General features: G+C 66.5%; 21 protein-coding genes. 2 read left to right on the forward strand and 19 right to left on the reverse strand.

The features are described 5' to 3' along the window. Positions 1-77: 77 nt before the first annotated feature. Positions 78-1394 carry a polyhydroxyalkanoate depolymerase gene (locus ACZ0AE_RS06265; protein ID WP_038689490.1) on the reverse strand — a complete coding sequence of 439 codons (1317 nt, stop codon included), beginning with the start codon at positions 1392-1394 and terminating at the stop codon, positions 78-80. A 97-nt stretch (positions 1395-1491) separates the two neighbouring features. Continuing rightward, positions 1492-2088 (reverse strand): class I SAM-dependent DNA methyltransferase, encoded by a 597-nt coding sequence (locus ACZ0AE_RS06270; protein ID WP_038692386.1) that lies wholly within the window; start codon positions 2086-2088, stop codon positions 1492-1494. Between the two features lie 162 nt (positions 2089-2250). Here ACZ0AE_RS06270 and ACZ0AE_RS06275 point away from each other — a divergent pair, with 162 nt between their 5' ends. Next, positions 2251-2706 carry a CopD family protein gene (locus ACZ0AE_RS06275; RefSeq protein ID WP_463600646.1) on the forward strand — a complete coding sequence of 152 codons (456 nt, stop codon included), beginning with the start codon at positions 2251-2253 and terminating at the stop codon, positions 2704-2706. A 217-nt stretch (positions 2707-2923) separates the two neighbouring features. Here the strand turns inward: ACZ0AE_RS06275 and ACZ0AE_RS06280 are convergent. The 17 genes from ACZ0AE_RS06280 to ACZ0AE_RS06360 all read right to left on the reverse strand — a co-directional run bounded on the left by ACZ0AE_RS06280 (position 2924) and on the right by ACZ0AE_RS06360 (position 25307). Continuing rightward, positions 2924-4158, reverse strand: a protein-coding gene (locus ACZ0AE_RS06280; protein WP_463600647.1) for an IS3 family transposase whose coding sequence is annotated in 2 segments (ribosomal slippage) — positions 2924-3807 and positions 3807-4158 — 1236 coding nt in all. Because the reading frame shifts where the segments join, the coding sequence is not laid out codon by codon here. Positions 4159-4277: 119 nt separating this feature from the next. Next, positions 4278-5237 (reverse strand): acetyl-CoA carboxylase carboxyltransferase subunit alpha, encoded by a 960-nt coding sequence (locus ACZ0AE_RS06285; RefSeq protein ID WP_038689484.1) that lies wholly within the window; start codon positions 5235-5237, stop codon positions 4278-4280. A 113-nt stretch (positions 5238-5350) separates the two neighbouring features. Next, positions 5351-6223, reverse strand: coding sequence for a hypothetical protein (locus tag ACZ0AE_RS06290; protein ID WP_038689483.1), 873 nt, complete (start codon positions 6221-6223; stop codon positions 5351-5353). A 56-nt stretch (positions 6224-6279) separates the two neighbouring features. Next, complete coding sequence (dnaE, locus tag ACZ0AE_RS06295) at positions 6280-9861, reverse strand: DNA polymerase III subunit alpha (protein ID WP_463600648.1); 3582 nt, start codon at positions 9859-9861, stop codon at positions 6280-6282. A gap of 986 nt (positions 9862-10847) precedes the next feature. After that, positions 10848-11492, reverse strand: coding sequence for a ribonuclease HII (locus tag ACZ0AE_RS06300; RefSeq protein WP_038689479.1), 645 nt, complete (start codon positions 11490-11492; stop codon positions 10848-10850). Then, positions 11489-12757: a lipid-A-disaccharide synthase gene (lpxB, locus tag ACZ0AE_RS06305; protein WP_447592684.1), complete on the reverse strand. Its 1269-nt coding sequence runs from the start codon at positions 12755-12757 to the stop codon at positions 11489-11491. Before lpxB ends, ACZ0AE_RS06300 begins: the two co-directional genes overlap by 4 nt. Further along, positions 12754-13545 carry an acyl-ACP--UDP-N-acetylglucosamine O-acyltransferase gene (gene lpxA, locus ACZ0AE_RS06310; protein WP_448133303.1) on the reverse strand — a complete coding sequence of 264 codons (792 nt, stop codon included), beginning with the start codon at positions 13543-13545 and terminating at the stop codon, positions 12754-12756. The genes lpxB and lpxA overlap by 4 nt, the downstream gene beginning before the upstream one ends. An 18-nt stretch (positions 13546-13563) precedes the next feature. Beyond that, on the reverse strand, positions 13564-14022 hold the full coding sequence (gene fabZ / locus ACZ0AE_RS06315) for a 3-hydroxyacyl-ACP dehydratase FabZ (protein ID WP_038689474.1): 459 nt from the start codon (positions 14020-14022) through the stop codon (positions 13564-13566). Continuing rightward, positions 14019-15041, reverse strand: coding sequence for a UDP-3-O-(3-hydroxymyristoyl)glucosamine N-acyltransferase (lpxD, locus tag ACZ0AE_RS06320; protein ID WP_447592688.1), 1023 nt, complete (start codon positions 15039-15041; stop codon positions 14019-14021). The genes fabZ and lpxD overlap by 4 nt, the downstream gene beginning before the upstream one ends. A gap of 525 nt (positions 15042-15566) precedes the next feature. Continuing rightward, positions 15567-17987: an outer membrane protein assembly factor BamA gene (gene bamA, locus ACZ0AE_RS06325; protein WP_448133304.1), complete on the reverse strand. Its 2421-nt coding sequence runs from the start codon at positions 17985-17987 to the stop codon at positions 15567-15569. 73 nt (positions 17988-18060) lie between these two features. After that, the gene (gene rseP, locus ACZ0AE_RS06330; protein ID WP_038689469.1) at positions 18061-19419 is read right to left on the reverse strand and encodes an RIP metalloprotease RseP; all 1359 of its coding nucleotides are present in this window, start codon (positions 19417-19419) and stop codon (positions 18061-18063) included. A gap of 34 nt (positions 19420-19453) precedes the next feature. Beyond that, the gene (dxr, locus tag ACZ0AE_RS06335) at positions 19454-20644 is read right to left on the reverse strand and encodes a 1-deoxy-D-xylulose-5-phosphate reductoisomerase (RefSeq protein ID WP_038689467.1); all 1191 of its coding nucleotides are present in this window, start codon (positions 20642-20644) and stop codon (positions 19454-19456) included. Between the two features lie 2 nt (positions 20645-20646). Beyond that, positions 20647-21471, reverse strand: a complete 825-nt coding sequence (locus tag ACZ0AE_RS06340; RefSeq protein ID WP_463600649.1) for a phosphatidate cytidylyltransferase — start codon at positions 21469-21471, stop codon at positions 20647-20649. Next, positions 21468-22238 carry a polyprenyl diphosphate synthase gene (gene uppS / locus ACZ0AE_RS06345; RefSeq protein ID WP_463600650.1) on the reverse strand — a complete coding sequence of 257 codons (771 nt, stop codon included), beginning with the start codon at positions 22236-22238 and terminating at the stop codon, positions 21468-21470. The genes ACZ0AE_RS06340 and uppS overlap by 4 nt, the downstream gene beginning before the upstream one ends. 5 nt (positions 22239-22243) lie before the next feature. Then, a complete protein-coding gene (gene frr, locus ACZ0AE_RS06350; RefSeq protein WP_038689461.1) occupies positions 22244-22801 on the reverse strand; it encodes a ribosome recycling factor in 558 nt (185 codons plus the stop codon). A gap of 151 nt (positions 22802-22952) precedes the next feature. Then, entirely contained in the window at positions 22953-23684 is a 732-nt protein-coding gene (gene pyrH / locus ACZ0AE_RS06355) for a UMP kinase (protein WP_038689459.1), read from the reverse strand. Positions 23685-23807: 123 nt separating this feature from the next. Next, complete coding sequence (locus tag ACZ0AE_RS06360) at positions 23808-25307, reverse strand: GGDEF domain-containing protein (RefSeq protein ID WP_038689457.1); 1500 nt, start codon at positions 25305-25307, stop codon at positions 23808-23810. A gap of 237 nt (positions 25308-25544) precedes the next feature. Between ACZ0AE_RS06360 and ACZ0AE_RS06365 the strand changes: the two genes are divergently transcribed. Further along, positions 25545-26240 (forward strand): AIM24 family protein, encoded by a 696-nt coding sequence (locus ACZ0AE_RS06365; protein WP_038692384.1) that lies wholly within the window; start codon positions 25545-25547, stop codon positions 26238-26240. Positions 26241-26372: the final 132 nt, after the last annotated feature.

Genomic DNA, 26372 nt, shown 5'->3' on the forward strand with positions numbered 1-26372 from the left:
AGGATGTACGAGGAGCCGGCCAGCGGCCGGCACTACCGGATGCGATGCGGCTGCGCCGCACGCATGGCAAGGCGGTCTTAGCCCGCCTTGCGCCGCAACGGGGTGACGTTGCTGGTGATCTTGGCGGCCTTCTTCGGCTTGGTCGCGGCGGTCTGCGCATGGGCCGCGAAGAAATCACGCACCTTCGGGTACACCGTTTCGCGCCAGCGGCGGCCGCTGAAGATGCCGTAATGGCCGGCGCCTTCCACGATGAAATGCTCACGGTGCTCGGCCGGAATGCCGCTGCACAGCGCCTGCGCCGCTTCGGTCTGGCCCAGCCCGGCGATGTCGTCCAGCTCGCCCTCGATGCTCAGCAGGGCCGTCCCGGTGATCGCCGCCGGGTTCACGTGCTCGCCGTTGACGTACCACTCGCCACGCGGCAGCAGGAACTGCTGGAACACCACCTCGATGGTGTCCAGGTAGTACTTGGCCGGCATGTCCAGCACCGCGTTGTACTCGTCGTAGAAACGACGGTGCGCGTCGGCGTCTTCCATGTCGCCCTTGACCAGGTCGGCGTAGAAATCCCAGTGCGAACTGAAGTGCCGGCTCGGGTTCATCGACAGGAACCCGGCATGCTGCAGGAAGCCCGGGTACACGCGGCGACCGGCGCCGGGGTAGGTGCCCGGCACGGTATGGATGACGTTGTTCTCGAACCACGACAACGGGTTCTGCGTGGCCAGGTTGTTCACCGCGGTGGGGCTGCAGCGGGCATCGATCGGGCCACCCATCATCACCAGCGTGCGCGGCGTCGGTTCGCCACGGCTGGCCATCAGCGATACCGCCGCCAGCACCGGCACGGTCGGCTGGCACACGCTCACCACGTGCAGCTTGTCCGCGCCCAGGTGGCGGATGAATTCCTGCACGTAGGCGATGTAATCGTCCAGGCCGAACTCGCCTTCGCTACCCGGCACCATGCGCGCGTCCACCCAGTCGGTGACGTACACGCGGTGGTCGCGCAGCAGCGTGCGCACGGTGTCGCGCAGCAGCGTGGCGTGATGGCCCGACAGCGGCGCCACCACCAGCACGAACGGCTGGTTGAGCATGGTGTGCAGCTGGTCGGCTTCGTTGCTGTGGCGCTTGAAGCGCAGCAGCTTGCAGAACGGCTTGCTGACTTCCTCGTGCACCACGATCGGCACGCGCTCGCCATCGACCTCGATTTCGTTGATGCCCCACTCGGGCTTCTCGTAATCCTTGCCGATGCGATGGAACAGCTCGTTGACCGCCGACAGGCGATCAGCACCGGGCATCTGCGACCACCAGTGACCCTGGTTGGCGAAGAACTTGGCGTTGGCCTGGGCCTGGTGAACCCACGGGGCGAGCATGTTGCGGGTCAACTCATGCAGTTGATAGAGCATGGCGTCCGAATATGTATGGTCTTATGTTGCCGCGCAGCATAGCCTACCGGCGGGATCGGCGCGTTAATACGGGGACTGTCTCAGTTGTTATCGAGATTCAGCGGTCGGCGCGTTCCAGCGCGGCCGCATGCCCGGCCAAGGCCGGAGAAAGCCAGCAGTGCGAGCCCAGCGCGGTGAACCCGGCGTTCTTCAGTCCGCTGCGGTACCAGCGCGCCGGACGCGCCTGGAAGCCCTCATGGTCGCCGTCGAATTCGTCCTCGGCGCTGAACGCCTCCAGGAACGCCACGCCGCCAGTGAGTTCGGCGAAGCCGTCCAGCGCCGGGCGCAGCTCGCGGCTGGGCACGTAATGCATCACGTCCGAACAGACCAGCAGGTCGACCGGCGCACACGGGCGCAACCAGGCGAAGTCACCGACCTTGGCCATGTGCAGGTTGCGGCTGCGGCCATAGCGCTGGATGGCGTACGCGCTGCTGTCGAAGCCCAGGTACTGCACGCGCGGGCGCAGCTTGAGCAGCGGTGCGCGCCAGGCGCCTTCGCCGCAGCCGATGTCGAGCACGCTGCGGATCGGGCGTTCCAGGTAGTACTCGGCGCTGGCCACGGCCAAGGCCACCTTGCGCGCCAGGCGCGCGGCACCACCGGCTTGGTCGGCCTGGTACCAGCGCTTGAAGTAGTCGGCGTCGTAGGTCTTGTCCATGGCGATCATGCGAAGTCGTGAAAACGGCGCCTATCGTACGGTGTCGCGCGGTGGCCTGGGTGGCGGTGGTGTGGCGATTGGTCGCGCCATCCACGCATGGGGCGGCTGTACTCGGGCGTGCGAGAATGCCCGACAACCTACGCCAGCCGCTGGAGCGAGCGCATGCAGAGCTATTACTGGGTCAAAACCTTCCATCTGCTGTTCGTGGTGGCCTGGATGGCGGCGGTGTTCTACCTGCCGCGGATCCTGGTGAACCTGAGCGAGACCGCCGGCCAGCTGCCGGTGACCGAGCGGCTGCAGCTGATGGGCCTGCGCCTGTACAAGTTTGGCCACATGATGTTCGGCTTCGCGCTGATCCTGGGCCTGGTGCTGTGGCTGGGTTACAAGGTGATCCCCGAATTCCCGACCATGGTGGCCCCGGGTGCGGCCGGCTGGTTGCACGCCAAGCTGGGCCTGGTGGTGCTGCTGCTGGTGTATTACTCCTGGACCGGTCGGTTGCTGAAGGGCAACGTGCGCGGCAAGCCGCTGCCGACCTCGCGCGCGCTGCGCTGGTTCAACGAACTGCCGCTGGTGCTGTTCATCGGGGTGGTGTGGTTGGTGCTGGCCAAGCCGTTCTGAGGGGAGCAACCGCAGCCGACCAACGGTCGGCTCTACCCGATCGGGTAGAGCAACGGTTGGGCAACGGCAACGGCAGCCGACCAACGGTCGGCTCTACCGGTAGTGCCGGCCGCTGGCCGGCTCTCGACCTCGATAGCCGACCAACGGTCGGCTCTACCCGGTGGGGGTGACCCGTCCTGCCATAGGTTGACACCTGTGGCGGATGTAGCGGCCGCCGTCAGGCGGCCAAGGACGCCCGATGCACTGCATCGGGCGTCTGCATTTTAAGGGACAGGTGCGGCCGCTCGGCGTTATAGATCGCCACCGACTCGGCCACCATCTGCCGCGCCTGCGCCAGGTCCCGAGGGCGATGCAGCAGAAACTCGCCTTTCAAGATCCCATTTACCCGTTCTGCCAACGCATTCTGGTAGCAGTCGTAGCCGTCGGTCATCGAGCAGGTCACGCCGTGCGCGGCGTGGATCTTCTGGTAGTAATCCGAGCAGTATTGGATACCTCGATCGGAGTGGTGGACCAGTTGTTGACGCGTTTTTCGTCCTTTCAGCGCCATCTGCAACGCCTGGGCAACCTGCTCGGTCTGCAGCGTGTCGTGCACACTCCAGCCGACGATCTTGCGTGACCAAGCATCCGTAATCAGACTCAGATAGACGAATTTTCTTTGCGTCGGCAGGTAGGTGATGTCGGCGACCCACACCTGCTCGCAGCCGGTGGGTACCACGCGCCCCTCGCCAGCTTTGAGCAGGTTGGGGTGCCGTCGGAAGCGGTGATGGCTGTCGGTTGTCTTGTGATATGCCCGCCGCATGGGAACCAGGAGCCGGGCATCACGAAGGACTCCAAACAGGCGGTCCCGTCCCATCGCTATCCCCGATGCCTGCAGTGCCGGCCTGATCAGACCGTGGAGCTTGCGGGTGCCGATGCGGGGCTGTCGCGCCCGATAGCCACCCACCAAGGCGATCGCCCGTGCGCCCTCGACCAGCTGCCGTTGCTGGCGATGGCCGGCTTGGTAGTACGCCTGTCGACTAATGCCGAAATGTCGGCAAGCCCTTGCCACGCTTACGCCTTGGAGGCGACCTTGCGTGAGGACTTGCCGGAAGGCTTTTTTACGATGCGTACCCCGTAGTCCTCTTTGAGGACATCGACGATGGCTTCGAAAAGCTGCGCTTTCTCGTTGGCCTCCCGCAGTTGCACCTGCAAGGCCTTGATCTGTTGTTCCGGCGTCAGCGGCTTGGCCGTCCCGCTTTTGGGTGAAGTGGTCATGGGGGCAGATGATGCACCACCGGACCAATCCTGCCGACCATGGCGGCGAAGCCAGCCAAGGACAGTGCTCCTTCCTTGGATCCCGTATCGCTCCTGGGCCTTTTTGTAGGTCAGCTCCCCGCGCTCGACCTGGTCGACCACCGACAATTTGAAGGCCAACGAGTAATCCCGCTGGCTGCGCCTGAGTGTTGAATTCATTGAACATTCCTCTTCCTGTGGGAAAAGGTGTCAACTCCATTCAGGACGGGTCAGGGGCATGAAAAAAGCCGGGCGCTTTCGCGTCCGGCTTTTTTCGTTCCACCCGGAAGACAATCCGCTTAGATGGTCTCGTAGGTGCCGTAGCTGCGCAGGCGCTCGTAGCGCCGGGCCAGCAGCTGGTCCACCGACAGCTTCTGCAGGGCGTCCAGTTCGTTGAGCAGCACGGCCTTCAGGCGCTTGCCCATCTGGTTCGGGTTGCGGTGGGCGCCGCCGGTGGGCTCGCGCACCATCTTGTCGATGAGGCCCAGGCTCTTCAGGCGCGGGGCGGTCATCCCCAGCTGCTCGGCCGCTTCCTTGGCCTTGCCGGCGTCCTTCCACAGGATCGAGGCGCAGCCTTCCGGGGTGATGGTCGAGTACACGCTGTACTCCAGCATCACGGTACGGTCGCCGACGCCCAGCGCCAGCGCGCCGCCCGAGCCGCCTTCGCCGATCACGGTGCAGATCACCGGTACCTTCAGCTCGGCCATTTCCATCAGGTTGCGGGCGATCGCCTCGGACTGGCCGCGCGATTCGGCATCGATGCCCGGCCAGGCGCCTGCGGTGTCGATCAGGGTCAGCACCGGCAGGCCGAAGCGCTCGGCCATCTTCATCAGGCGCAGCGCCTTGCGGTAGCCCTCCGGCTTGGGCATGCCGAAGTTGCGCTTGATCTTTTCCTTGGTGTCGCGGCCTTTCTGGTGGCCGATCAGCATGACCGAGCGGCCGCCGATGCGGGCCAGGCCGCCCATGATGGCCTTGTCGTCGGCGAAGGCGCGATCGCCTGCCAGCTCCTGGAACTCGTCACAGAAGATGCGGATGTAGTCGGCGGTGTACGGGCGCGAGGGATGGCGGGCCAGCTGCAGGACCTGCCACGACGTCAGGTTGCGGAAGATCTGCGCGGTACGCACCCGCAGCTTGTCCTGCAGGGCGTTCACCTCGGCCTCGACATTGACCGCAGGCCCGGCGCTGGCGCTGCGCAGGTCCTGGATCTTCGCCTCCAGATCAGCGATGGGTTGCTCGAAGTCGAGGTAGTTCGGATTCATCGGAAACCGTCGTGAAGTAAAGAGGGAAAGTGTAGCCGAATGCGCCGAAAAGCCCCGTACGCCGTCGTCTGGAAACCGACGGTAGCGCAGCGGGGCGGGTCGCGCCAGTCAGCTCAGGGCACAACCAGCGCGGCACTGCCCATCAGGCTGCCGCGGGTCTGCACGAAGGTGTTGTAGGCCTCGTTGGCCTCCACCGGCAAGCCCGAGCCGAGCGCGGCGGTGGCGGCGGTGAAGGCCATCTGCGCCTGGAACGCCTCCTGCTGCAGCTGCAGCTGGGCGTCGGCGGTGGTGGCCTTCAGGTAGCGCGCATACAGTTCGCGCAGGGGCGCGGCATGCCGTTCGAAGGCCGGGTCCAGCGCGGGCAGGGCGGTCGGCGCCGGCTCCAGCGTGTAGGTCGGGGCCTGGTAACCGGCCGGCTGCTGCCGCCGGTAGGCGCCGGGCTGGCCGCTGCGCGCCTCGGCGTAGTCGATGAAATCGGCGGCGGTGAAGATCTTGGTGTTGATCCGGCCACCGGTCTCGTCCACGTGGGCCACGGTCTGTTCGTCGGGGAACGGCTCGCGCACGCCGAAGGTCCAGGCGTGGTCGATGAACAGCGCGTGGGTCGTGCTGTACGGGCCATCAAAGCCGACCCCGCCCAGCGCGATGTGGTTGTCCACGGTGCCGAAGTGGCGCAGCTTGTCTTCCCCGGTGACGTAGACCTCGCTGGCAATCACATACTCGCCCAGCGTCGGGTTGATCAGGCCGCCCTTGCCGCGCGCGTAAACGATGAACCGCACATCGCCCAGGGCCGGGGTCTGCAGGTGGTGCTCGCCGGGCTTGAGCTTCACCGGCCGCGAGGCGTGCGCGGCGATCGGCAGTTCGTTGCCGTCGATGCGCAGGGTCAGCGGGGTGTCGCCCGGGTTGTCGATCTCGAAGGTCTGGGACGGGCTGGTGCAGCCGCTGAGGGCAAGGGCGGCAAGCAGCAGCCCGGCAAAACGTGTGATCAAAACCGGTTACCTGTCGTGTAGCGGAAGAACGGTGGGACGTGGAACGGTGGAGCGGATCAGTTCGCCCAGGGCGGGCTGTAGCGGACCTTCACGGTGCGCACGGCGGGGTCGGCGCGCAGCGCGTCCACCAGCTGGCTGTCCACCCGCACGGCGATGTCGCCGCCGACGTCGAGCATGCCGGCCACCGGACCCTGCTCGGACCCCAGCAGCAGGTCCATGCGCAGCGGCGTGCGGCCGGGGCGGTGACGGTCGAGCAGGGCGTTCACGCGCTCCCACACCGGGCCGTCCTGGCGCAGGTCCAGGCGCAGCGACAGGCGGGTGGCGTAGTTGGCGCACACCTCTTCGTAATCCCAGCACTGGCGGATGCGCAGCGCGTAGCCGCCGTTGAATTCATCCTCGCGCAGGCCGCCCTTGACGATCAGGATGCGGTCCTTGGTCATCAGGTGGCCGAACTCGGCCAGGCCGTCGGTGAAGGCACTGCACTCCACGCGGCCCTTGCTGTCTTCCAGCTGCATGAACACCTGGCTTTCGCCCTTGCGCCGCACGCCCACCACCTGGCCGGCCAGGATCACCGGGGTTTCCTGGCGCCACGCGCGCTTCTCGCCGTCCTTGCTGGGACGGGCCGGGGGAATCAGGCGTTCGAGCATGCCCAGGTCGGTACCGACCAGTTCCTTGACGTCGTCGGCGTACGGATCGAACGGATGCCCGCTCAGGTAGAAGCCGAGCGTGTCGCGCTCGCCGTCGAGCAGCTGGTTCAGCGCCCATTCCTTGGCTTCGGGCAGATCCAGCTGCTGCGCGGTGGCCTGCGGGCTGGGGGCACCGAACAGCGAGTTCTGCCCGGACGCCTTCTCGCGGGTGATCTGGTCGGTGGCCTTGAGCACTTCGGGCAGCTGCAGCATCAACGAGGCGCGGTTCTTGCCCAGGCCGTCCATCGCGCCGCAGTTGATCATGGCTTCCAGGGTGCGCCGGTTGAGCTTGCCCGACTCGGCGCGCATGCAGAAATCCAGCAGCGATTCGTAACGGCCGCCACGCGCGCGTTCCTCCACCACCGCTTCGCATGCGCCCTGGCCCACGCCCTTGATCGCGCCCAGGCCGTACACGATGGTGTCGGCACTGGAGGCTTCGAACATGTAGGCCGATTCGTTCACGCGCGGCGGCAGCACGGTCAGGCCGAGGTTGCGCACTTCGGCCAGGAAGCCCACCACCTTGTCGGTGTTGTCCATGTCCGAGGACAGCGTGGCCGCCATGAACTCGGCCGGGTAATGGCGCTTGAGCCAGGCGGTCTGGTAGCTGACCAGCGCGTAGGCGGCGGCGTGCGACTTGTTGAAGCCGTAGCCGGCGAACTTTTCCATCAGGTCGAAGATGGCGTCGGCCTTGGCCTCGCTCACCCCGTCCTTGGCCGCGCCCTCGCGGAAGATCTCGCGATGCTTGGCCATTTCGGCCGGCACCTTCTTGCCCATCGCGCGGCGCAGCAGGTCGGCGCCGCCGAGCGAGTAACCGCCCACGATCTGCGCCATCTGCATCACCTGCTCCTGGTACACCATGATGCCGTAGGTGTCTTTCAGGATCGCTTCGGTGCGCGGATCGGGGTAGATGATTTCTTCCTGCCCGTGCTTACGCGCGTTGAAGGAGGGAATCAGGTCCATCGGGCCGGGGCGGTACAGCGACACCAGTGCGATGAGGTCTTCGAAGCGGTCGGGGCGTGCGTCCTTGAGCAGGCGGCGCATGCCCGAGGATTCGAACTGGAACACCGCGCCGGTGTTGCCGTTGGCGAAGATGTCCTTGTAGGTGGCCACGTCGTCCAGCGGCAGCGCGGTGATGTCCACCGGCGGAATGCCCGCGCGTTCGTGGCGCTTGTTGATCGCCTTGACCGCCCAGTCGATGATCGTCAGCGTGCGCAGGCCGAGGAAGTCGAACTTCACCAGGCCGATTTCTTCGACGTCGTTCTTGTCGAACTGGGTAACCGGGTTGCGACCGCGGCCGCCTTCGTCGTGTTCGGCGAACAGCGGGCAGAACTCGGCCAGCGGCTCGGGCGCGATCACCACGCCACCGGCGTGCTTGCCGGCGTTGCGGGTGAGGTCTTCGAGCTGGCGGGCCAGGTCGATCAGGTCGCGGACGTCGTCTTCGTTCTGGTAGCGCTGGATCAGCTCCGGCGACGCCATCTCCGAATCCTTGCCTTCGCCCATGGCGTCCTTGAGCGAGATGCCCAGGATGTTGGGGATCAGCTTGGAGACGCCGTCGACCAGGCCATACGGGAAGCCGAGCACGCGCCCGGAGTCGCGCACCACCGCCTTGGCGGCCATGGTGCCGTAGGTGATGATCTGGCTGACGCGTTCGCGGCCGTACTTGCGCGCGACGTAGTCGATGACTTCGTCGCGGCGGTCCATGCAGAAGTCGATGTCGAAGTCGGGCATCGACACGCGTTCGGGGTTGAGGAACCGCTCGAACAGCAGGTTGTACGGGATCGGGTCGAGATCGGTGATCTGCAGCGCCCAGGCCACCAGTGAGCCGGCACCGGAACCACGGCCGGGGCCGATCGGGATGCCCTGGTTCTTTCCCCACTGGATGAAGTCGGCCACGATCAGGAAGTAGCCGGGGAAGCCCATCTTGATGATGGTGGCCAGCTCGAATTCCAGGCGCTCGAAGTAGTCGGCGCGGGTCTTGCCTTCGGCCAGCGGGTTCTTTTCCAGGCGCGCTTCCAGGCCCTTGCGCGATTCGCTGCAGATCCAGCTGTCGAGCGTTTCGTCTTCGGGCACCGGGTAGTTGGGCAGGAAGTAGGTGCCCAGGCGCATTTCGATGTTGCAGCGTTCGGCCAGCGCAAGGGTGTTGTCGATCGCGTCGGGAATATCGGCGAACAGCGCGCACATGTCGTCGGCCGACTTGAGGTACTGCTGGTCGCTGTAATCGCGCGGGCGCTTGGGATCGTCGAGCACGCGCCCGGAAGAGATGCATACGCGCGCTTCGTGGGCGGCGAAATCCTCCGGCTGCAGGAAGCGCACGTCGTTGCTGGCCACTACGGGCAGGCCGCGCTGGCCTGCGGCGAGCAGGGCAAACTGGTTGAAGGCTTCTTCGCCCTCGCGCCCGGTGCGGGTGAGCTCCAGGTGCAGGCCGTCGCCGAACACGCGCTGCCAGTCGGCGAGCTGCTGCTCGGCCAGGTCGTGGCGGCCTTCGCCGGCGAGGCGGCCGGCCAGGCTGTCGCGGCCGGCCAGGGCAAACAGGTTGTGGCAGCCGGCCTTGAGCCAGTCCGGATGCACGGCGACGCCGCCTTCGGGGCGGTGGCCTTCCATCCAGGCGCGGGTGAGCAGGCGCGAGAGGCTGAGGTAGCCCTCACGGTCGCGGCACAGCAGGGTCATGCGCCAGGGGGTCATGCCCTCTTCGGCGATCATGATGTCGGCGCCGGCGATGGGCTTGATGCCCACGGTTTCGGCGGCCTTGTAGAACTTGACCAGGGCGAACAGGTTGTTCAGGTCGGTCACTGCCAGGGCAGGCAGCTTGAGTTCCACCGCGCGGCTGAGCAGGTTGGCCTGCTTGGCTTTCTTCGGGTCAGCCTGATCCGGCTTCGCCGGGACACGGATGGTCGAATCCGCCAGCGAAAACTCGGTGTGGACGTGGAGATGTACGAAACGGGAAGTGGACATGCCGGGCCAATGTAATGCCCGGTCAGGGTAGCGGCGCGCGCCTGAGCGAACAAGGCTTGACAGGGGTGTTACAGGGGGCGGGGTGGGTTGTGGGGTTCAGGTTGGTTTTTGTTTTTTTCGAAGCTGAGGTCAAGTTCAACGGCAACGGCAACGGCAACGGCTACAAGCCCGGGGTGCGGGTGCCGAAGGGCTGGGGCGGGGGAGGCAGGGTCGCGGGACACGCCGCAAGTACGTCCTTGTAGGCTCGTTCGCGCCATCCATGGCGCTCTACGGTCCCGCAACCCTGCCTCCCCCACCCCCCGATAGTGCGGCTTTGCTCATGGGGGAGCAGGAGCGGAGCAGGAGCCGAGGCCGAGGCCAGAGCCAGAGCCAGGGCGGTTGGGTGGTCGATTGGGGGGAGGGCAGTGCCGAGCAACGCTCGGCACCTACGAACAAACCCCAATACCCACAATCCCCAATTACCGAATTACCGAATTACCCAATCTACGAATCCGACGCCGAAGCCCCAGTGCGTGGATTCACAGAGAACGTCCCCGAAACCAAAAGGCCGCTGTCACTCACGGCTACGGGTGGTCTGTCGAGGGGCGGTACGGTTGGGTTGGCGGGACCGTAGAGCGCCATGGATGGCGCGAACGAGCCTACACGGACGTACTTGCGGCGTGTCCCGCCAACCCAACCGTACCGTCCCAACAGTGAGCAACCGGGCCCCCGGCTGTGGCAGTTGCAGTTGAAGTTGCTGTTGCTGTTGCAATGGCTCCCGCCTCGGCCATGCGCAGCATAAAAAACCCCTACACCACCTCAAAACAAGCGCGAACCGGCGCAAAGCTGCGGCGATGCTACACGGACGTACTTGCGGCGTGTCCCGCCAACCCAACCGTACCGTCCCAACAGTGAGCAACCGGGCCCCCGGCTGTGGCAGTTGCAGTTGAAGTTGCTGTTGCTGTTGCAATGGCTCCCGCCTCGGCCATGCGCAGCATAAAAAACCCCTACACCACCTCAAAACAAGCGCGAACCGGCGCAAAGCTGCGGCGATGCTGCGGGCAGGGCCCGTGACTGCGCAGTGCCGCCAGATGCGCCGGCGTCCCATAGCCCTTGTGCTGATCGAACCCGTATTCCGGGTGCTCCTCGTGCAACGCCAGCATGAAACGATCGCGCGTCACCTTGGCCAGAATCGACGCCGCCATGATCGCCCGGTCCAGCGCGTCCCCGCCCACCAGCGCCTGCGCCGGACAGGGCAGCCCCTTCGGCACCACGTTCCCGTCGATCCGCGCGAACTGCGCCACGTGCGACACCCCCTCCACCGCACGCCGCATCCCCAGCATCGTCGCCTGGTAGATGTTCAGCGCATCGATCTCGCCCACCTCCACCATCACCACGTGGAAGGCCAGCGCACGGTCCTGGATCTTGTCGAACAACTGGTCACGACGCAGCGCCGTCAACTGCTTGGAATCGTCCAGCCCGTTCAACCGCGGCCGGTCCGGGCAGAACACCACCGCCGCCACCGCCACCGGCCCGGCCAGCGGACCGCGACCGGCCTCGTCCACCCCGGCCACGTAACGCGGTGCCACCGTGGCCAGCGCCGCCCCGTCGAACAGCGCCATCGACGCCGCCGCCGCGTGCCGCCGGCTCATGCCGTCGCCTTGCGCGCCAGCAGCTCGGCCACCGCATCGGCCGCACGCGCCGACGCATCCTGGCGCAGTTGCAGGTGCAGCTGCTGGTAGGTGTCCTGCAGGTCGATCGCGCGCTGCGGATGATCGAACCACTGCAGAATCGCCGCGGCCAGCTTGTCCGGCACGCAGTCGTGCTGGATCAACTCCGGCGCCAGGTCCTTGCCCGCCAGAATGTTCGGCAACGCGAACCGGTCCACCTTGATCAGCCCCAGCGCCTTCACGATCCGGTACGTCAGCTCGGCCACGCGGTAGCCCACCACCATCGGCCGCTTCACCAGCATCGTTTCCAATGTCGCCGTGCCCGACGCCAGCACCACCACGTCGGCGGCGATCATCGCGTTGCGTGCATCACCATCGAGCAGGTGCGAATAGGCCACCGGCAACGCCGAGCGCGACAACTGCTCGCTGATCAACTGGCGGCAGGCCGGGTTGGCCGCCGGTACCACCACGTGCAGGCCCGGAATCCGCTCGGACACCTGCCAGGCGGCTTCGAAGAAGGGTTCACCCAGCTTGCCGATCTCGCCCAGCCGGCTGCCCGGCAGCACGGCCAGCACCTTTGCATTCGACGGCAGGCCCAGCGCCATGCGTGCCTGGTCACGGTCGCTGTGCAGCGGAATATCGTCGGCCATCGGGTGACCCACGAAGCGCGCATCGATGCCGTGCTTTGCGTAGATCGGCGGTTCCATCGGGAACAGGCACAGCACCAGGTCGGCGCTGGCCCCGATCTTCTCGGCGCGCTTTTCGCGCCAGGCCCACACCGACGGGCTCACGTAGTGCACCGTGGTGATGCCGCGTTCCTTCAGCCAGCGCTCCACGCCCAGATTGAAATCGGGGGCGTCGATGCCGATGAAGACATCCGGCTGCCAGTCGAGTGCACGGCGACGGAACTCGCCGCGCAGTTTCAGCAGCCGGGGCAGGTGGCGCAGGATCTCGGTCAGGCCCATCACCGCCAGCTCGCTGGCGTCGAACCAGGTCTGGCAGCCGGCGCTGCGCATCGCGTCACCGCCGATGCCGGCGAACTCGGCATGCGGGAAGCGCGCCTTCAGCTCGCGCACCAGCCCGGCACCGAGCAGGTCGCCGGAGGCCTCGCCGGCCACCAGCGCGATCCGCACCGGCCGGTTCGACGTTGCCGACGGAACCGCGTTGTCCAGTGCGCCCATCACCGCCGCCAGTTCGATGACCTGGGCGGTGGTGCCCGCTGGAGTGTGCCCGCCAGAGGCCGTCATCGCAGCAGTGGCCTCTCGGCGTGCTCGATGAAGTCCAGCAGGTCCTTGACGTCGGCACTGTGCTCGGCCTGTTCGGCCAGCTGCACCTTGGCTTCGGCCAGCGGCAGCCCGGCCACGTACAGGGTGCGGTAGGCGCGCTTGATGCTGGCGATGCGCTCGGCATCGAAACCACGACGCTTCAGCCCTTCGCTGTTGATGCCGCGCGGGCGGCCGAGCGAGTCGCTGCCCACCATGGTGAACGGCGGCACGTCGCCATTGGTCAGCGCGCCCATGCCCAGGAAGGCGTGCGCGCCGATCCGGCAGAACTGGTGCGCGCCGGCGAAGCCGCTGATGATCACGTAGTCGCCCACGCTCACGTGGCCGGCCAGCGTGGTGTTGTTGGAGAACACGCAATGGCTGCCGACGTGGCAGTCGTGGGCCACGTGGGTGTAGGCCAGCATCCAGTTGTCGTCGCCGACGGTGGTGATGCCGCCGCCGCCTTCGGTGCCGCGGTTGATGGTGACGAACTCGCGGATGACGTTGCCGTCGCCGATCACCAGTTCGGTGCGTTCGGCGCGGTACTTCTTGTCCTGCGGTTCGCCGCCGATCGCGGCGTGGCCGATGAAACGGTTGTTGCGGCCGATGCGGGTCGGGCCGTGGATCGAGCAGTGCGGACCGATCACGGTGCCGGCGCCGATCTCGACATCGGCACCGATCAGGGTGAAGGCGCCGACCTGGACGTCGTCGGCCAGGCGCGCGCCTTCCTCGATCACTGCCGTGGGATGGATCCGTGGTGCGTTGTCAGTCATTCCTGCCTCCGTGGTGGCTCAGCCCTTGGCGCCGGCGCACATGACTTCCGCGCTGGCCACGACTTCGCCGTTGACCCGGGCTTCGCCGTAGTACCAGCCCATGTTGCGGATCAGGCGCTTCATCTGCACATGCAGCATGAGCACGTCGCCGGGAACCACCTGCTTGTTGAAACGGGCGTTTTCGACCTTGACCATGTAGAACAGCTTGGACTGCGCGTCACGCCCCAGGGTCAACTGGGTCATCACGCCACCGGCCTGGGCCAGCGCTTCGATGATCAGCACGCCGGGCATGATCGGGCGACCCGGGAAGTGGCCCTGGAAGTACGGTTCGTTGTAGCTGACGTTCTTCTGGCACACGATCTGCTTGGTCTCGACGTCGAGTTCGACGACCCTGTCCACCAGCAGGAACGGGTAGCGGTGGGGGATCAGCTCCTGGATCTGGGTGATGTCGATCGGGAGCTGCAGCGTGTCGTTCATTCTTTCTCCTTGCCAGCAGCCAGGACCCGACGTGCGAGGGCGTCCAGCTGCTTGAAGCGCGCGGCGTTCTTGCGCCACGTGCGGTTGTCGGTCAATGGGGTGCCGGAGGAGTACTCACCCGGCTCGTGGATGGAGTTGCGCACCACCGACTTGCCGGTGATGACGACCTTGTCGCAGATTTCGAGGTGGCCGACCACGCCCACATGCCCGCCAAGCAGGCAGTAGCGGCCGATCTTGGCGCTGCCGGCGATGCCGGTGCAGCCAGCGATGGCCGAATGGGCGCCGATCTGGACGTTGTGGGCGATCTGCACCAGGTTGTCCAGGCGCACGTCCTCGTCGAGGATGGTGTCTTCCAGGGCGCCGCGGTCGACGCAGGTGTTGGCGCCGATCTCGCAATCGTCGCCGATGCGTACGCCGCCCAGCTGCGGCACCTTGATCCACTTGCCGGCATCCATGGCCAGGCCGAAGCCGTCGGCGCCCAGCACGGCGCCGGGATGGATGCGCACGCGCTTGCCAAGCTTGACGCGGGTGACCAGGGTGACGCGGGCGATCAGTTCGCAGCCGCTGTCCAGGGTGCAGTTCTCACCGATGATGCTGCCGGTGCCGATGATGCAGTTCTCGCCCACGACGCTGCCGGCGCCGATGCTGACGAACGGGCCGATGTGGGCACTGGCGGCGACCTGGGCGGTCGGGTCGATGACGGCGCTGGGATGGATGCCGGGCGGTCGCGCAGGGGCGATGTCGAACAGCGCACCGATCTTGGCGAAGGTGGTGTACGGGTCCTTGGCGATCAGGGCGCTGCCGGGGGCAGCCTCGGCGTCCTCGGCGCGCAGCACCACGATGCCGGCCTGGCTGTCGGCCAGTTGGGCCCGGTAGCGCGGGTTGGCAAGGAAGGTGAGCTGGCCGGGGCCGGCATGGGCAAGCGTGGCCACGCCATGGATGGCGGTGCTGCCGTCGCCATGGACCTGCAGGCCGAACTGCTCGGCGAGTTGCTGGGCGGTGTAGGTAGGAGTATTCACGGCGGAAGTTTACCGTGTGGCGCAGGTTCGGTCATGCGGGGTGGGGCCTTGCCTACCGGCGGGCTATCGGCTTCTGCCCAGACAGTGGGTCGCAAGCGCGGCGGTAGTGCCGGCCGCTGGCCGGCTCCGCGCGGTGGTTGAAGGGCCGTGCCGACCAACGGTCGGCAGCGACCGGCGTGTCGGATCGGCTTTCCGTGGAGCCGGCCAGCGGCCGGCACTACCGCTGTCAGGCGGATCGGCCACGCCGCCGGTCGTGCCGGCCGCTGGCCGGCTCCCCAGCAGATCCGATCCCACGCGACGGTAGGTGCCGACCGTTGGTCGGCACGGAGTTCCCACCATCCCGCGCAGCCGGCCAATGGCCGATACCCCACAAACGAAAACGCCGGGCAAAGCCCGGCGTCTCGTAGCGCATCTGGTGGAAAGGCCCCCTTCTGTTAAGGGGGCCGCGCCAACGGCGCGGGGGATAGGAAGCATCGTGGGCCCCAAGGTTTGCAACGCAAACCTTGGGCAATTTAGCTTCGTCGGTCAGAACTGACCGCCGAAGGTAAATTGGAGGCGCTCGATTTCGTCGCCGTCCTTCTTCTTCAGCGGGAACGCATAGCTGATCGAGATCGGGCCGACCGGGGCGCGCCACAGCAGGGCCACACCGGTGGACACGCGCAGTTCGTTGGCCTTGAAGTTGTCACTGCCGTTGTACACGTTGCCGAAGTCCACGAAGGCCGAGATGCGGGCCGACGGGCTGTCGAACAGGCGCGGGAAGTAAGCCTCCACCGAACCGACGGTTTTCAGAGAGCCACCCAGCGGCTGGCCGTTGGGATAGCCGGGCGTCCATTCGCGCGGACCGAGCGTGTTGTCTTCGAAGCCGCGCACCGAGTTGGTACCGCCGGCGTAGAAGTTCTCGTAGAACGGCAAGCCGGTGGCGGTCACGGTCTTCACGTAGTCGGCCGAGGCGGAGTTGCAGTCCACCGTCTGGGTCGGATTCGGGTTGGCCGCGGTCGGTGCGGTGTAGCAGAGGTCGCGGGTGATGTCCTTGCCATAGCTGTCGCCGTAGCCGATTTCGGCACGGGTGTTGATGACCAGCGACGGGATGATCGGCCAGTACTTGGAGAACTGGTAGTTCAGCTTGTAGTACTCGATCGTCGAGCCCGGCAGGGTGGTTTCCAGGCCGATACGCTGGTAGGTACCGCGGGTCGGCATGAAGTAATCGTTGCGGGTATCGCGGGCCCAGCCCAGTTCGGTGCGCCAGGAGTGGAACGTCTTGGTGCCGATGGCATCGATGTAATCGATGATCGACTGCGGCGTCGAGCCCTGGTAGGTGTTGATCTGGTTGCTGTCGATACCGACCATCAGCGAGACCGTGTCGTTCTCGGTGATCGGCACGCCGAACACCATCTGCGCCGAACGGTTGGTGCTGTTGTACTGGGCGGTGTTGAAGTCGGAGTAATCCAGTTCGCGCCAGGACAGGTTGTAGCCCAGCGACACGCCGTCATCGGTGAAGTACGGGTTGGTGTAGCTGAAGCCGTAACGCTGCAGGTAGCTGCTGCGCGACGCTTCAACCGACACGCGGTTGCCGCCGCCGAGGAAGTTGTTCTGCGACAGCTGCACCGAGGTGGTCATGCCGTAGGACTGCGAATAGCCCAGGCCGAACACGAAGCTGCCCGACGTGGTTTCCTTGACGTTGTAGACCACGTCGACCTGGTCGTTGCTGCCGGTGACCGGCGGGGTCTCGACGTCGACCGATTCGAAGTAGCCCAGGCGCTGCAGGCGGATCTTGGAACGATCGATCGCGGCCTGCGAGTACCAGCTGTTCTCGAACTGACGCATTTCACGACGCAGCACTTCGTCGGAGGTGCGGGTGTTGCCCTTGAAGGTGATGCGACGCACCTGCACGCGCGGGCCCGGCACGACCTGCATGTTGATCGCCACGGTACGGTCGGCGCGGTTGCTGGTCGGGATCGGGTTCACCTTGGCGAAGGCGTAACCAATGTTGGACAGCGAATTGGTGATCGCGTCCGAGCTGAATTCCAGCAGCGCACGCGAGAACGTGTCGCCGGACTTCTGGATCACCATGCGCTCGACATCTTCCTGCGGCAGGATGGTGTCGCCGGTGACCTTGATGTCGGAGATCTTGTACTGCTCACCTTCGGTCACGCCGGCAGTGATGAACATGTCGCGCTTGTCGGGGCTGATCGAGACCTGGGTGGAATCGATGCTGAAGTCCACGTAGCCGCGGTCCAGGTACCAGGAATTGAGCTTTTCCAGGTCGCCGGACAGTTTTTCCTTGGAGTACTGGTCATCGCGGCGGTACCACGAGGCCCAGTTGTGCTCCTTGGACTCCCAGGTTTCCAGGATGTCTTCGGAGGCGAATTTCTCGGTGCCCACCAGGTTCACGTGCTGGATCTTGGCGGCCTTGCCTTCCTTGATCGCGATGGTGATGTCCACGCGATTGCGGTCCAGCGGGCTCACCGTGGGGGTGATGTCCACGTTGTATTTGCCGCGGTCGTTGTACTGGCGGCGAAGTTCCTGGGTCACGCGGTCCAGGCTCAGGCGGTCGAAGGTGCCGCCCTCGGTCAGGCCGATGTCGCTCAGGCCCTTGAGCAGCTGGTCGCTCTTGATGTCCTTGTTGCCGGTGACGGTCAACTTGTTGATCGCCGGGCGCTCCTTGACCGTGACCACCAGGATGTCGCCCTGGCGATCCAGCTGCACGTCTTCGAAGAAGCCGGTCTTGTACAGCGCACGGATGCTCTCGCCGACCTTGTTGTCGGTCAGGGTTTCGCCACGTTCCACCGGCAGGTAGGTGAACACGGTACCGGAGGTGATGCGCTGCAGACCATCGACACGGATGTCGCTGACGGTGAAGGGCTCGGCTGCCTGGGCCAGGGCGGGCGCGCCGAAACCGGCGGCGAGTGCAAGGGCAAGCAGGCGGCGATTGGGGAGTCGCGTCATGTCACGTCCGGTTGGAGTCGAATGCAATGTTGCGGGATGCCGGCGCATAAGACGACGACAAAAGGGAAAAAGTTCATCGCGCGGCCAGGCCGAGGATGTCGTTGTAGAACGCCAACCCCATCAGCCCGGCCAGCAGCGCCAGCCCGACGTACTGGCCGGCAGCCATGGCGCGCTCGCTCAGCGGGCTGCCCTTGACCAACTCAATAAGGTAATACAGCAGGTGCCCGCCGTCCAAGATGGGGATGGGCAACAGGTTGATGATGCACAGGCTCAGCGACAGCAGGGCCAGGAAGAACAGGAACCAGTCCAGCCCCCGCTGGGCGGACACATTGGCCACGCGGGCAATGGTGACCGGGCCGGAAATGTTCTGCAGCGAGGCGTTGCCGGTGACGATCCGGCGCATCATGCCCAGCGAATCACCGGCCATGCGGGCGGTTTCACGCAGGGCCACCGGCAGTGCCGCAAGGGGCCCGTACTTGAGTTCGGCGTCGTAGGCCGGGGCGCTGGACTGGGCAAAGCCGATCCCGATCTGCCAGGTCGGCTGGCCACGGCCGTCCTTGCCCTGGCGCGGGGTGATTTCCAGCGCCAGGCGTTCGCCGCCGCGCAGCACTTCGATCATGCCCGGGCCGCCGCGCTTGCCCAGGGTGTGGATTTCGGTGAACACCTGGTCGATGGCGTCGATGCGCTGGCCGTCCACGGCCACGATCAGGTCGCCCGGCAGCAGCACGCCCTGGGCGGCCGAGTCGGGCACGACTTTTTCGACCAGCGCCGGCTGCAGCCAGAACTGCCAGGTCAGCCCGGCCAGCACCGGCACGCGGCGCTCGTCGAAGCCTTGCGGCAGCTGCGACAGCGGCAGCACCCGGGTCTGTACCCGGTCCTGCGCGTCAAGCACTTCCAGGCGGGCGTCGTGGCGGTCCATGGCGGCGGTGGTCAGCGCCATGCTGGCCTGGCCGGCGGTGACCACGCTGCGCGCGTCCACGCTGATCAGCCGGTCGCCCGACTGCAGCCCGGCGGCCTGGGCCATGCCGCTGGTGCGGCCGATGGTGGGGGAGTAGTCCTGCTTGCCCAGCACGAACATCGCCCACAGCAGGGCGATGCACAGCAGCAGGTTGGCGGCCGGGCCGGCGGCCACGATCGCGATGCGCTGCCACACGCTCTTGTGGTTGAAGGCCTGGTCACGCTCGTGCGGATGCACCTCGACTTCGCGCTCGTCGAGCATCTTCACGTAGCCGCCGAGCGGGATGGCCGCGATGGCGAACTCGGTGCCGGCGCGGTTGCGCCGCATCCACAGCGGGCGGCCGAAGCCGACCGAGAACCGCAGTACCTTCACCCCACAGCGGCGCGCCACCCAGTAGTGGCCGAATTCATGGAACGTCACCAGCACGCCGAGGCTGACGATCATCCACCAGACAGATCCGATGAATTCACCCATGGTGGACAGCACTGGAGAGAGGCGGGAAGGGCATTCAGGCGTGGTCGATGGCGGCTTGGGTGATCAGGCGGGCACGCTGGTCGGCAGCCAGCAGGACCGCCAGTGTATCGGCGGACTCGACCGACAGTGTTGACAGAGCGTTAGCCACCAGCGCCGGAATGGCAAGGAAAGCGACTTTTCCCTGAAGAAATGCTGAAACAGCCACTTCATTGGCAGCATTGAGGATCGCCGGTGCGGTACCGCCGGCCGCCATGGCCTGCCAGGCCAGGCCCAGGCAGGGGAAGGCGTCGGTGTCGGGCGCCTCGAAATCCAGCCGTCCCTGGGTCAGCAGGTCCAGCCCGCCGACCCCGGATTCGATCCGCTGCGGCCAGCCCAGGCCCACGGCCAGGGTGGTGCGCATGTCCGGCAGGCCCATCTGGGCCAGGGTGGAGCCGTCGACGAATTCGACCAGCGAATGCACCAGGCTCTGCGGGTGCACCAGCACCTCGATGCGCTCGCCCGGGACGCCGAACAGGTGGTGGGCCTCGATGACTTCAAGGCCCTTGTTCATCAACGTCGCCGAATCGACCGAGATCTTCGGCCCCATCGACCACTTCGGGTGCGCCACGGCCTGCGCCGGGGTGACCTGGCCCAGTTCGGCGCGGCTGCGCCCACGGAAGGGGCCGCCCGAGGCGGTCAGCAGGATCCGGCGGACGCCGGCGCCCTCCAGGCTGGCATCGCGCGAGCGCAGGCACTGGAAGATCGCGCTGTGTTCGCTGTCGATCGGGATGATCTCGGCCCCGGCGGCGGCCGCCTGGCGCATCAACAGCTCGCCGGCCAGCACCAGCGACTCCTTGTTGGCCAGCAGGATGCGCTTGCCCGCCGTGGCGGCGGCCAGGGTCGAAGACAGCCCGGCGGCGCCGACGATGGCGGCGACCAGGGTGTCGCATTCGGCACTGGCGGCGAGCTGGTCCAGCGCGGCTGCGCCGGCGTGGGCCTGGGTAGGCAGCCCGGCGTCGCGCAGACCGTCACGCAACGCGGCGAACAGGGTGTCGTCGGCGATCACGGCATGGTCGGGTCGATGCTGCACGCACAGCGCCACCAGCGCCTCCACCTGCCGCCCGGCCGCCAGCACGCTGGCGCGGTAGCGGTCAGGATGACGCGCGATCACATCCAGCGCCGATGCGCCGATCGAGCCGGTGGCGCCGAACACGGCGACCCGGCGGGGAGCGGTAACGCTGACCATGTTCAGAATCCGAAGATTTCCTTGCCCAGTGCGAACACGGGCAGGGCGGCAAGCACGCCGTCGATGCGATCCAGCACGCCACCGTGGCCGGGAATGATGTGGCCCGAGTCCTTGGCGCCGGCGTGGCGCTTGATCAGGCTCTCGTACAGGTCGCCCAGTACCGAGGCGAACACGGTCACCACGGCGGTGATGATCAGGCCCAGCACGTGGGCGTTGTCGATGCCGGCCATGTAGCCAAAGCCCAGCGCGACCGCCAGGCCGGCCACCATGCCGCCAGCCAGGCCTTCCCAGGTCTTGTTGGGGCTGATCCGCGGGGCCAGCTTGGTGCGGCCGAAGGTGCGGCCGGCGAAGTAGGCGCCCGAATCGGCCGCCCAGACCACGGCCAGTGCCGTCAGCAGCCACAGGTGGCCGTTGCTGCCGCTGGCATGGATGAGCACCAGCGAGGCCCACGCGGGCACGATGGCCAGGGTGCCGGCCAGCAGCTTGAGCGCACGCGCCGGGCTGCTCGGGCTGGCGCCGAAGGTGAAGAAGCGCAGCCACAGCAGCGCCATCAGCCACCAGGCGATACCGACCAGCGCGGCGATCTGGTACAGCACCAGCGAGCCGTCGCCGGCCCACACCATCAGCACCATCAGCAGCAGGTTCAGCACCAGCAGCACGGTGCGGGCGAGGGTGTCGTCCACGTCGGCCAGCTTCAGCCATTCCCACAGGCCGATCAGGAACACGGCGGCGGCAGCGGCGGCCAGCCATTGGGTCGGCAGCAGCAGGATGGCCGCGATGGCGACCGGCGCCATGATCAGCGCGGCGATGACTCGGGTCTTGGTCATGGGGTGGACGTCTCGGTGGCCAGGGCGGCGATCTGGGCGCTGGTCAGGCCGAAGCGGCGTTCACGGGCGGCATAGGCGTCGAGCGCCTGCTGCAGGACGGCGGCGTCGAACTCGGGCCACAGCACGTCGGTGAACCACAATTCGGTATACGCCAGCTGCCACAGCAGGAAATTGCTGATGCGGGTGTCGCCGCCGGTGCGGATGAACAGGTCCGGTGGCGGCAGGTCGGCCAGGGCGACCCGGCTGGACAGCATCGCTTCGTCGATCTGTTCGGGCAGCAGGCGGCCGGCGGCCACCTCTGTGGCCAGTTCGCGCGCCGCGCGGGCGATGTCCTGGCGGCCGCCATAGCTGGCGGCGATGTTCAGGGTCATCGCGCGGTTGTCGGCGGTGCGCTGTTCGGCCAGCTGCATGCGGCTGACCAGCCCGGCGCCGAAGCGCTCGCGTTCGCCGATGAAACGCACGCGCACGCCACGCCGATGCAGCTCGTCCACTTCGCGGTCGAGCGCATTGAGGAACAGCTTCATCAGCGCGTCGACCTCGTCGGTTGGCCGGCCCCAGTTCTCACTGGAGAAGGCAAACAGGGTCAACGCGGCGATGCCGCGTTCCAGGCAGAAATCGATGGTGCGGTTGACCGCGCGCGCGCCGGCGCGATGGCCGATCAGGCGCGGGCGGCGTCGCTTCTGCGCCCACCGCCCGTTGCCATCCATGATGATGGCAACGTGGCGCGGGATGGCCGCAGGGGTGCTGGAGGTCGGGGCCTGGGACATGGGGCTCAGACCGACATCAGTTCCTTTTCTTTTTCGGCCACGACACTATCGACGTCCTTGATCGACTTGTCGGTCAACTTCTGGATGTCGTCTTCGCCGCGCTTCTTGTCGTCTTCGCTGATCGCCTTGTCCTTGATCAGGGTGGCGATGGCCTTGTTGGCGTCCTGGCGGATGTTGCGGATGGCGATCTTGGCGCCTTCGCCTTCCTTCTGCACCTGCTTGCCCAGCTCCTTGCGGCGCTCTTCGGTCGGCGGCGGCAGGTTGAGGCGGATCACGGTGCCGGCCACGTTCGGGGTCAGGCCGAGGTCGGAGGCGTAGATGGCCTTCTCGACGTCCTTGATCATGCCCTTGTCGAACAGGGTGATGACCAGGGAATGGCCTTCGGACACGCTGATCGAGGCGACCTGGTTCAGCGGGGTGTCGGTGCCGTAAGCCTTGACCGTGATGCGGTCCAGCAGCGCCGGCGAGGCGCGGCCGGTGCGGATGGAGGTCAGGGTGTGCTTCAGAGCATCGATGCTCTTGGCCATGCGCGTCTGCGCGTCCTGCTTGATATCGTTGAGCATCGCCCGAATCCTGGATGTAGCTGGTAATCGGACGATTATAGGCGAATAAGGGGGCAGCCCGCCTTATCGGGGCCGGCCGTTGGCCGACGCCCGCAGGTACCTGCACCCGGCAGGCGCGGCTACAGGCCGGCTGCCGGGATGACTACGTCGTTCAGGCAGCCTGGTCGCGACCGCGCACCAGGGTGCCGATGTTGTCGCCGTGCAGGATCTTCAGCAGTTCGCCCGGCTGGCCCATGTCGAACACGCGCAGCGGCAGGTCGCTGTCGCGCGCCAGGGCGAAGGCGGCGGTGTCCATCACTTCCAGGCCGCGGCGGATCACTTCGTCGTAGGTCAGGCTGTCGAAGCGGACCGCATCGCTGTACTTGTTGGGGTCCTTGTCGTACACGCCGTCGACCTTGGTGGCCTTCAGCAGCAGGTCCGCGCCGATCTCGATGGCGCGCAGGGCAGCGCCGGAATCGGTGGTGAAGAACGGGCTGCCGACGCCGGCCGCGAAGATCACCAGCCGGCCCTTCTCCAGGTGGCGGATGGCGCGGCGGCGGATGTAGTCCTCGCACACGTCGTTGATCTTGATGGCGCTCATCACGCGCGCCTTGGCGCCGAGCTTTTCCAGTGCGTCCTGCATGGCCAGCGCGTTGATCACAGTGGCCAGCATGCCCATCTGGTCGCCGGTGACGCGGTCCATGCCGCCGGCCGCCAGGCCGGCGCCGCGGAAGATGTTGCCGCCGCCGATGACCAGGGCCACTTCCGCGCCGGCCTGCTGGGCTTCGATGACCTCACGGGCCAGGCGGTTGATGACCTTGGGGTCGATGCCGTAGTCCTCGTCTCCCATCAGCGCCTCCCCGGAAACTTTCAGCAGGATGCGGCGATAGGCAAGACTGGACATGGTGACCTCTGGATGCGTGGAAAACGCGGGAATTCTACTGGAAGCCGGCTCTGCCCGTGCGTTTATTTTGCTGCGCTGCGGCGCAGGCCCGGGGCCCGTCCCTCGCGGGTAGGGGCGTCCGGTTCACGCCGGCGCCGTTCCCGGAGAGCGCGCGATGACACGGTTGCGGCCCAGGTTCTTGGACCGGTAGAGCACATCGTCGGCGGCCTTCAGCAGGTCCTGAACATCGGCGAAACGCTCGTAGCCGCCCTGGGTGGCGACGCCGGCCGAGAAGGTCACGAACAGGGGGCCGTCGGGCACCTCGGCCATCGGCGTATTGACGATGTTGGCCAGCACCCGGCGGACCACCTCCAGTGCAACCAGTTCGGTGGTGTTGGGCAGCAGCGCGATGAATTCCTCGCCGCCGAAGCGGGCCACGGTATCGCTGGTGCGCAGCTGCTCCTGCAGCTTGCCGGCGAACACGCGCAGTACCTGGTCGCCCATCAGGTGGCCGTGGGCGTCGTTGATCTTCTTGAAGTCATCCAGGTCGATGAAGGCCACCGACAGGGGCCAGCCGTGACGGGTGGCACGCAGGAATTCCTGTTCCAGCACCGCCTCCAGCTGGCGCCGGTTGAGCACGCCGGTCAGTGCGTCGCGGTGGGCCTGTTCGGCCAACCGGTTGGCGCGCGCTTCGAACTCGTCGGCGCGCTGGCGGGCCTGGGCGGCATCCTGCATTTCGCGCAGGTTGCGCAGGGTCGCCAGTTCCTGGGCGTGGTCGATCAGCTGCTGCACGCGCGAGGGCGACAGCAACGGCGTCTCGAACAGGGCGCTGATGTCGGGCAGGGCGTCGCTGATGCGGGCCAGCACCTGGTCGAACTGGGCACTGTCCAGCTGCAACGTTTCGTGGACCAGGTGCAGGGCGTGCTCGCGCGCGGCGTCGGCGTCGGCGCTGAGCCAGATATCGGCGACGGCACCGGACAGGGCCACGCAGGTCTGGAAGTTGTCTTCGGCCGCGGCAGGCGATTCGCTGCGGGCGATGCTGTCCACCAGGTAGCGCGGCAGGTCCCACTGCTCGGCCATCAGGGCGCCGACGTCGGCATGGGTGCACTGCAGGTGTTCGCGCTCAAGCGCGACCAGCGCGTCGTTGTCCGCGGCCTGGCGCAGCAGCGGCAGGTAGGTGTCCGGCTGGGCCTGGGCCAGCACCAGGATGCCCAAGTCCTGCAGCAGGCCGGCCAGCATCAGTTCTTCGGCCTTGCGCAGGCCGCGCGCCTGGCCCAGCAGGCTGGCGGCCAGGGCGCTGAGAATGCTGCGCCGCCACGCACGTTCGCGCAGGTCCTGGCCGTCGCCGGGCGCGGTGAGGCCCTGGGTGACGGTGAAGCCGAGCGCGAGGCTGACGGTGGCATTCAAGCCAAGCATGGTCAGCGCCTGGCCGAGGTTTTCGATGCGGCGGCGGCTGGCATACAACGGCGAGTTGGCGATGCGCAGCATGCGCGCGCTCAGCGCCATGTCGATGGCGATGATGTCGGCGGCGGTGGTGATGTCCGCTTCCGGGTCCTGGGCCAGTTCGATGATGCGCAGGGCAATACCGGGCGGCGAGGGCAGGTTGCGGCAGAGCGCCAGGGCGGCTGTCAGCTCGGGAGGCATGGCATGACTGATGGTGTGTTGGGGCAAGAATACATGGAGTGCGTCACAGATTTTGGCGTTGATACTTGCGTTGGTGGGTCGATTGGCGTCGGCACTGCGTTTGCCGATGCGCCACGTACTGCAAAACCAACGGGCAGATCGCGGCGGGCGGGGTCATCGCGCCCTTGGTAACACATTCCCCGGCGCAGGGGGAGGGGCGCTACCATTCGCGCTCCCTTTGCATGGATGACGCACGACATGGCCGTAAAGACGTTGCAGGAGTTTTTGTCCACCACCCAGGAGAAGGATGTCAGCGCGGATGCGTTCGAGCTGGAAAGCCCGCACATGCTGGAGGTCCGGGTGGATGGGATGGTCTGGGCGAAGGCCGGTTCGATGGTGGCCCGCAAGGGCGGGGTGAAGTTCACCCGGCAGGGGCTGCTGGAGCAGGGGCTGGGCACGCTGCTGAAGAAGATGGTGACCGGCGAGGGTCTGCAGTTGATGAAGGTGGAGGGCCAGGGGCGGGTGTACCTGGCCGACGCGGGCAAGCAGGTGACGTTGCTGCGGCTGGCGGGGGAGTCGATTTTCGTGAACGGCAATGATGTGCTGGCCTTCGAGACGGGGATCGCGTCGAAGATCACGATGATGAAGAAGGTGGCGGGGATGCTGTCGGGCGGTCTGTTCAACATTCAGTTGAGCGGGCACGGGATCGTGGCAATGACGTCGCACTACGAGCCGATGACACTGCCGGTGAACGCGCAGACGGGTCCGGTGTTCACCGATCCGAACGCGACGGTGGCCTGGTCGGGGTCGCTGGTGCCGGAGATCGTGGCGGACATTTCGTTGGGCACGCTGGTGGGGCGCGGGTCGGGCGAGAGCCTGCAGATGCGGTTTGCCGGCGAGGGCTGGGTGGTGGTGCAGCCGTACGAGGAAGTGTCGTTCCAGTCCAAGGGGTGAGGGTGGGTTGATGGTTGTGCGCTGGCGCGCGGCTTTTTTACGGCGACGTCAAGGTCAACTGCAACTGCAACTGCAGCTGCAACTGCAACGTCAACTGCGGCGCCGCGGTGCTGGGGGCTGGGTCGGTGCGCG

It is taken from the genome of Stenotrophomonas sp. AC248 (assembly GCF_979258185.1).

Bases quoted from the DNA above. Each gene is read 5' to 3' on its own strand.
- ACZ0AE_RS06265 (WP_038689490.1), bottom strand. From the start codon at position 1,394: ATGCTCTATCAACTGCATGAGTTGACCCGCAACATGCTCGCCCCGTGG.
- ACZ0AE_RS06270 (WP_038692386.1), bottom strand. From the start codon at position 2,088: ATGGACAAGACCTACGACGCCGACTACTTCAAGCGCTGGTACCAGGCC.
- ACZ0AE_RS06275 (WP_463600646.1), top strand. From the start codon at position 2,251: ATGCAGAGCTATTACTGGGTCAAAACCTTCCATCTGCTGTTCGTGGTG.
- ACZ0AE_RS06285 (WP_038689484.1), bottom strand. From the start codon at position 5,237: ATGAATCCGAACTACCTCGACTTCGAGCAACCCATCGCTGATCTGGAG.
- dnaE (WP_463600648.1), bottom strand. From the start codon at position 9,861: ATGTCCACTTCCCGTTTCGTACATCTCCACGTCCACACCGAGTTTTCG.
- ACZ0AE_RS06300 (WP_038689479.1), bottom strand. From the start codon at position 11,492: ATGAGCCGGCGGCACGCGGCGGCGGCGTCGATGGCGCTGTTCGACGGG.
- lpxB (WP_447592684.1), bottom strand. From the start codon at position 12,757: ATGACGGCCTCTGGCGGGCACACTCCAGCGGGCACCACCGCCCAGGTC.
- lpxA (WP_448133303.1), bottom strand. From the start codon at position 13,545: ATGACTGACAACGCACCACGGATCCATCCCACGGCAGTGATCGAGGAA.
- fabZ (WP_038689474.1), bottom strand. From the start codon at position 14,022: ATGAACGACACGCTGCAGCTCCCGATCGACATCACCCAGATCCAGGAG.
- bamA (WP_448133304.1), bottom strand. From the start codon at position 17,987: ATGACGCGACTCCCCAATCGCCGCCTGCTTGCCCTTGCACTCGCCGCC.
- rseP (WP_038689469.1), bottom strand. From the start codon at position 19,419: ATGGGTGAATTCATCGGATCTGTCTGGTGGATGATCGTCAGCCTCGGC.
- dxr (WP_038689467.1), bottom strand. From the start codon at position 20,644: ATGGTCAGCGTTACCGCTCCCCGCCGGGTCGCCGTGTTCGGCGCCACC.
- ACZ0AE_RS06340 (WP_463600649.1), bottom strand. From the start codon at position 21,471: ATGACCAAGACCCGAGTCATCGCCGCGCTGATCATGGCGCCGGTCGCC.
- uppS (WP_463600650.1), bottom strand. From the start codon at position 22,238: ATGTCCCAGGCCCCGACCTCCAGCACCCCTGCGGCCATCCCGCGCCAC.
- frr (WP_038689461.1), bottom strand. From the start codon at position 22,801: ATGCTCAACGATATCAAGCAGGACGCGCAGACGCGCATGGCCAAGAGC.
- pyrH (WP_038689459.1), bottom strand. From the start codon at position 23,684: ATGTCCAGTCTTGCCTATCGCCGCATCCTGCTGAAAGTTTCCGGGGAG.
- ACZ0AE_RS06360 (WP_038689457.1), bottom strand. From the start codon at position 25,307: ATGCCTCCCGAGCTGACAGCCGCCCTGGCGCTCTGCCGCAACCTGCCC.
- ACZ0AE_RS06365 (WP_038692384.1), top strand. From the start codon at position 25,545: ATGGCCGTAAAGACGTTGCAGGAGTTTTTGTCCACCACCCAGGAGAAG.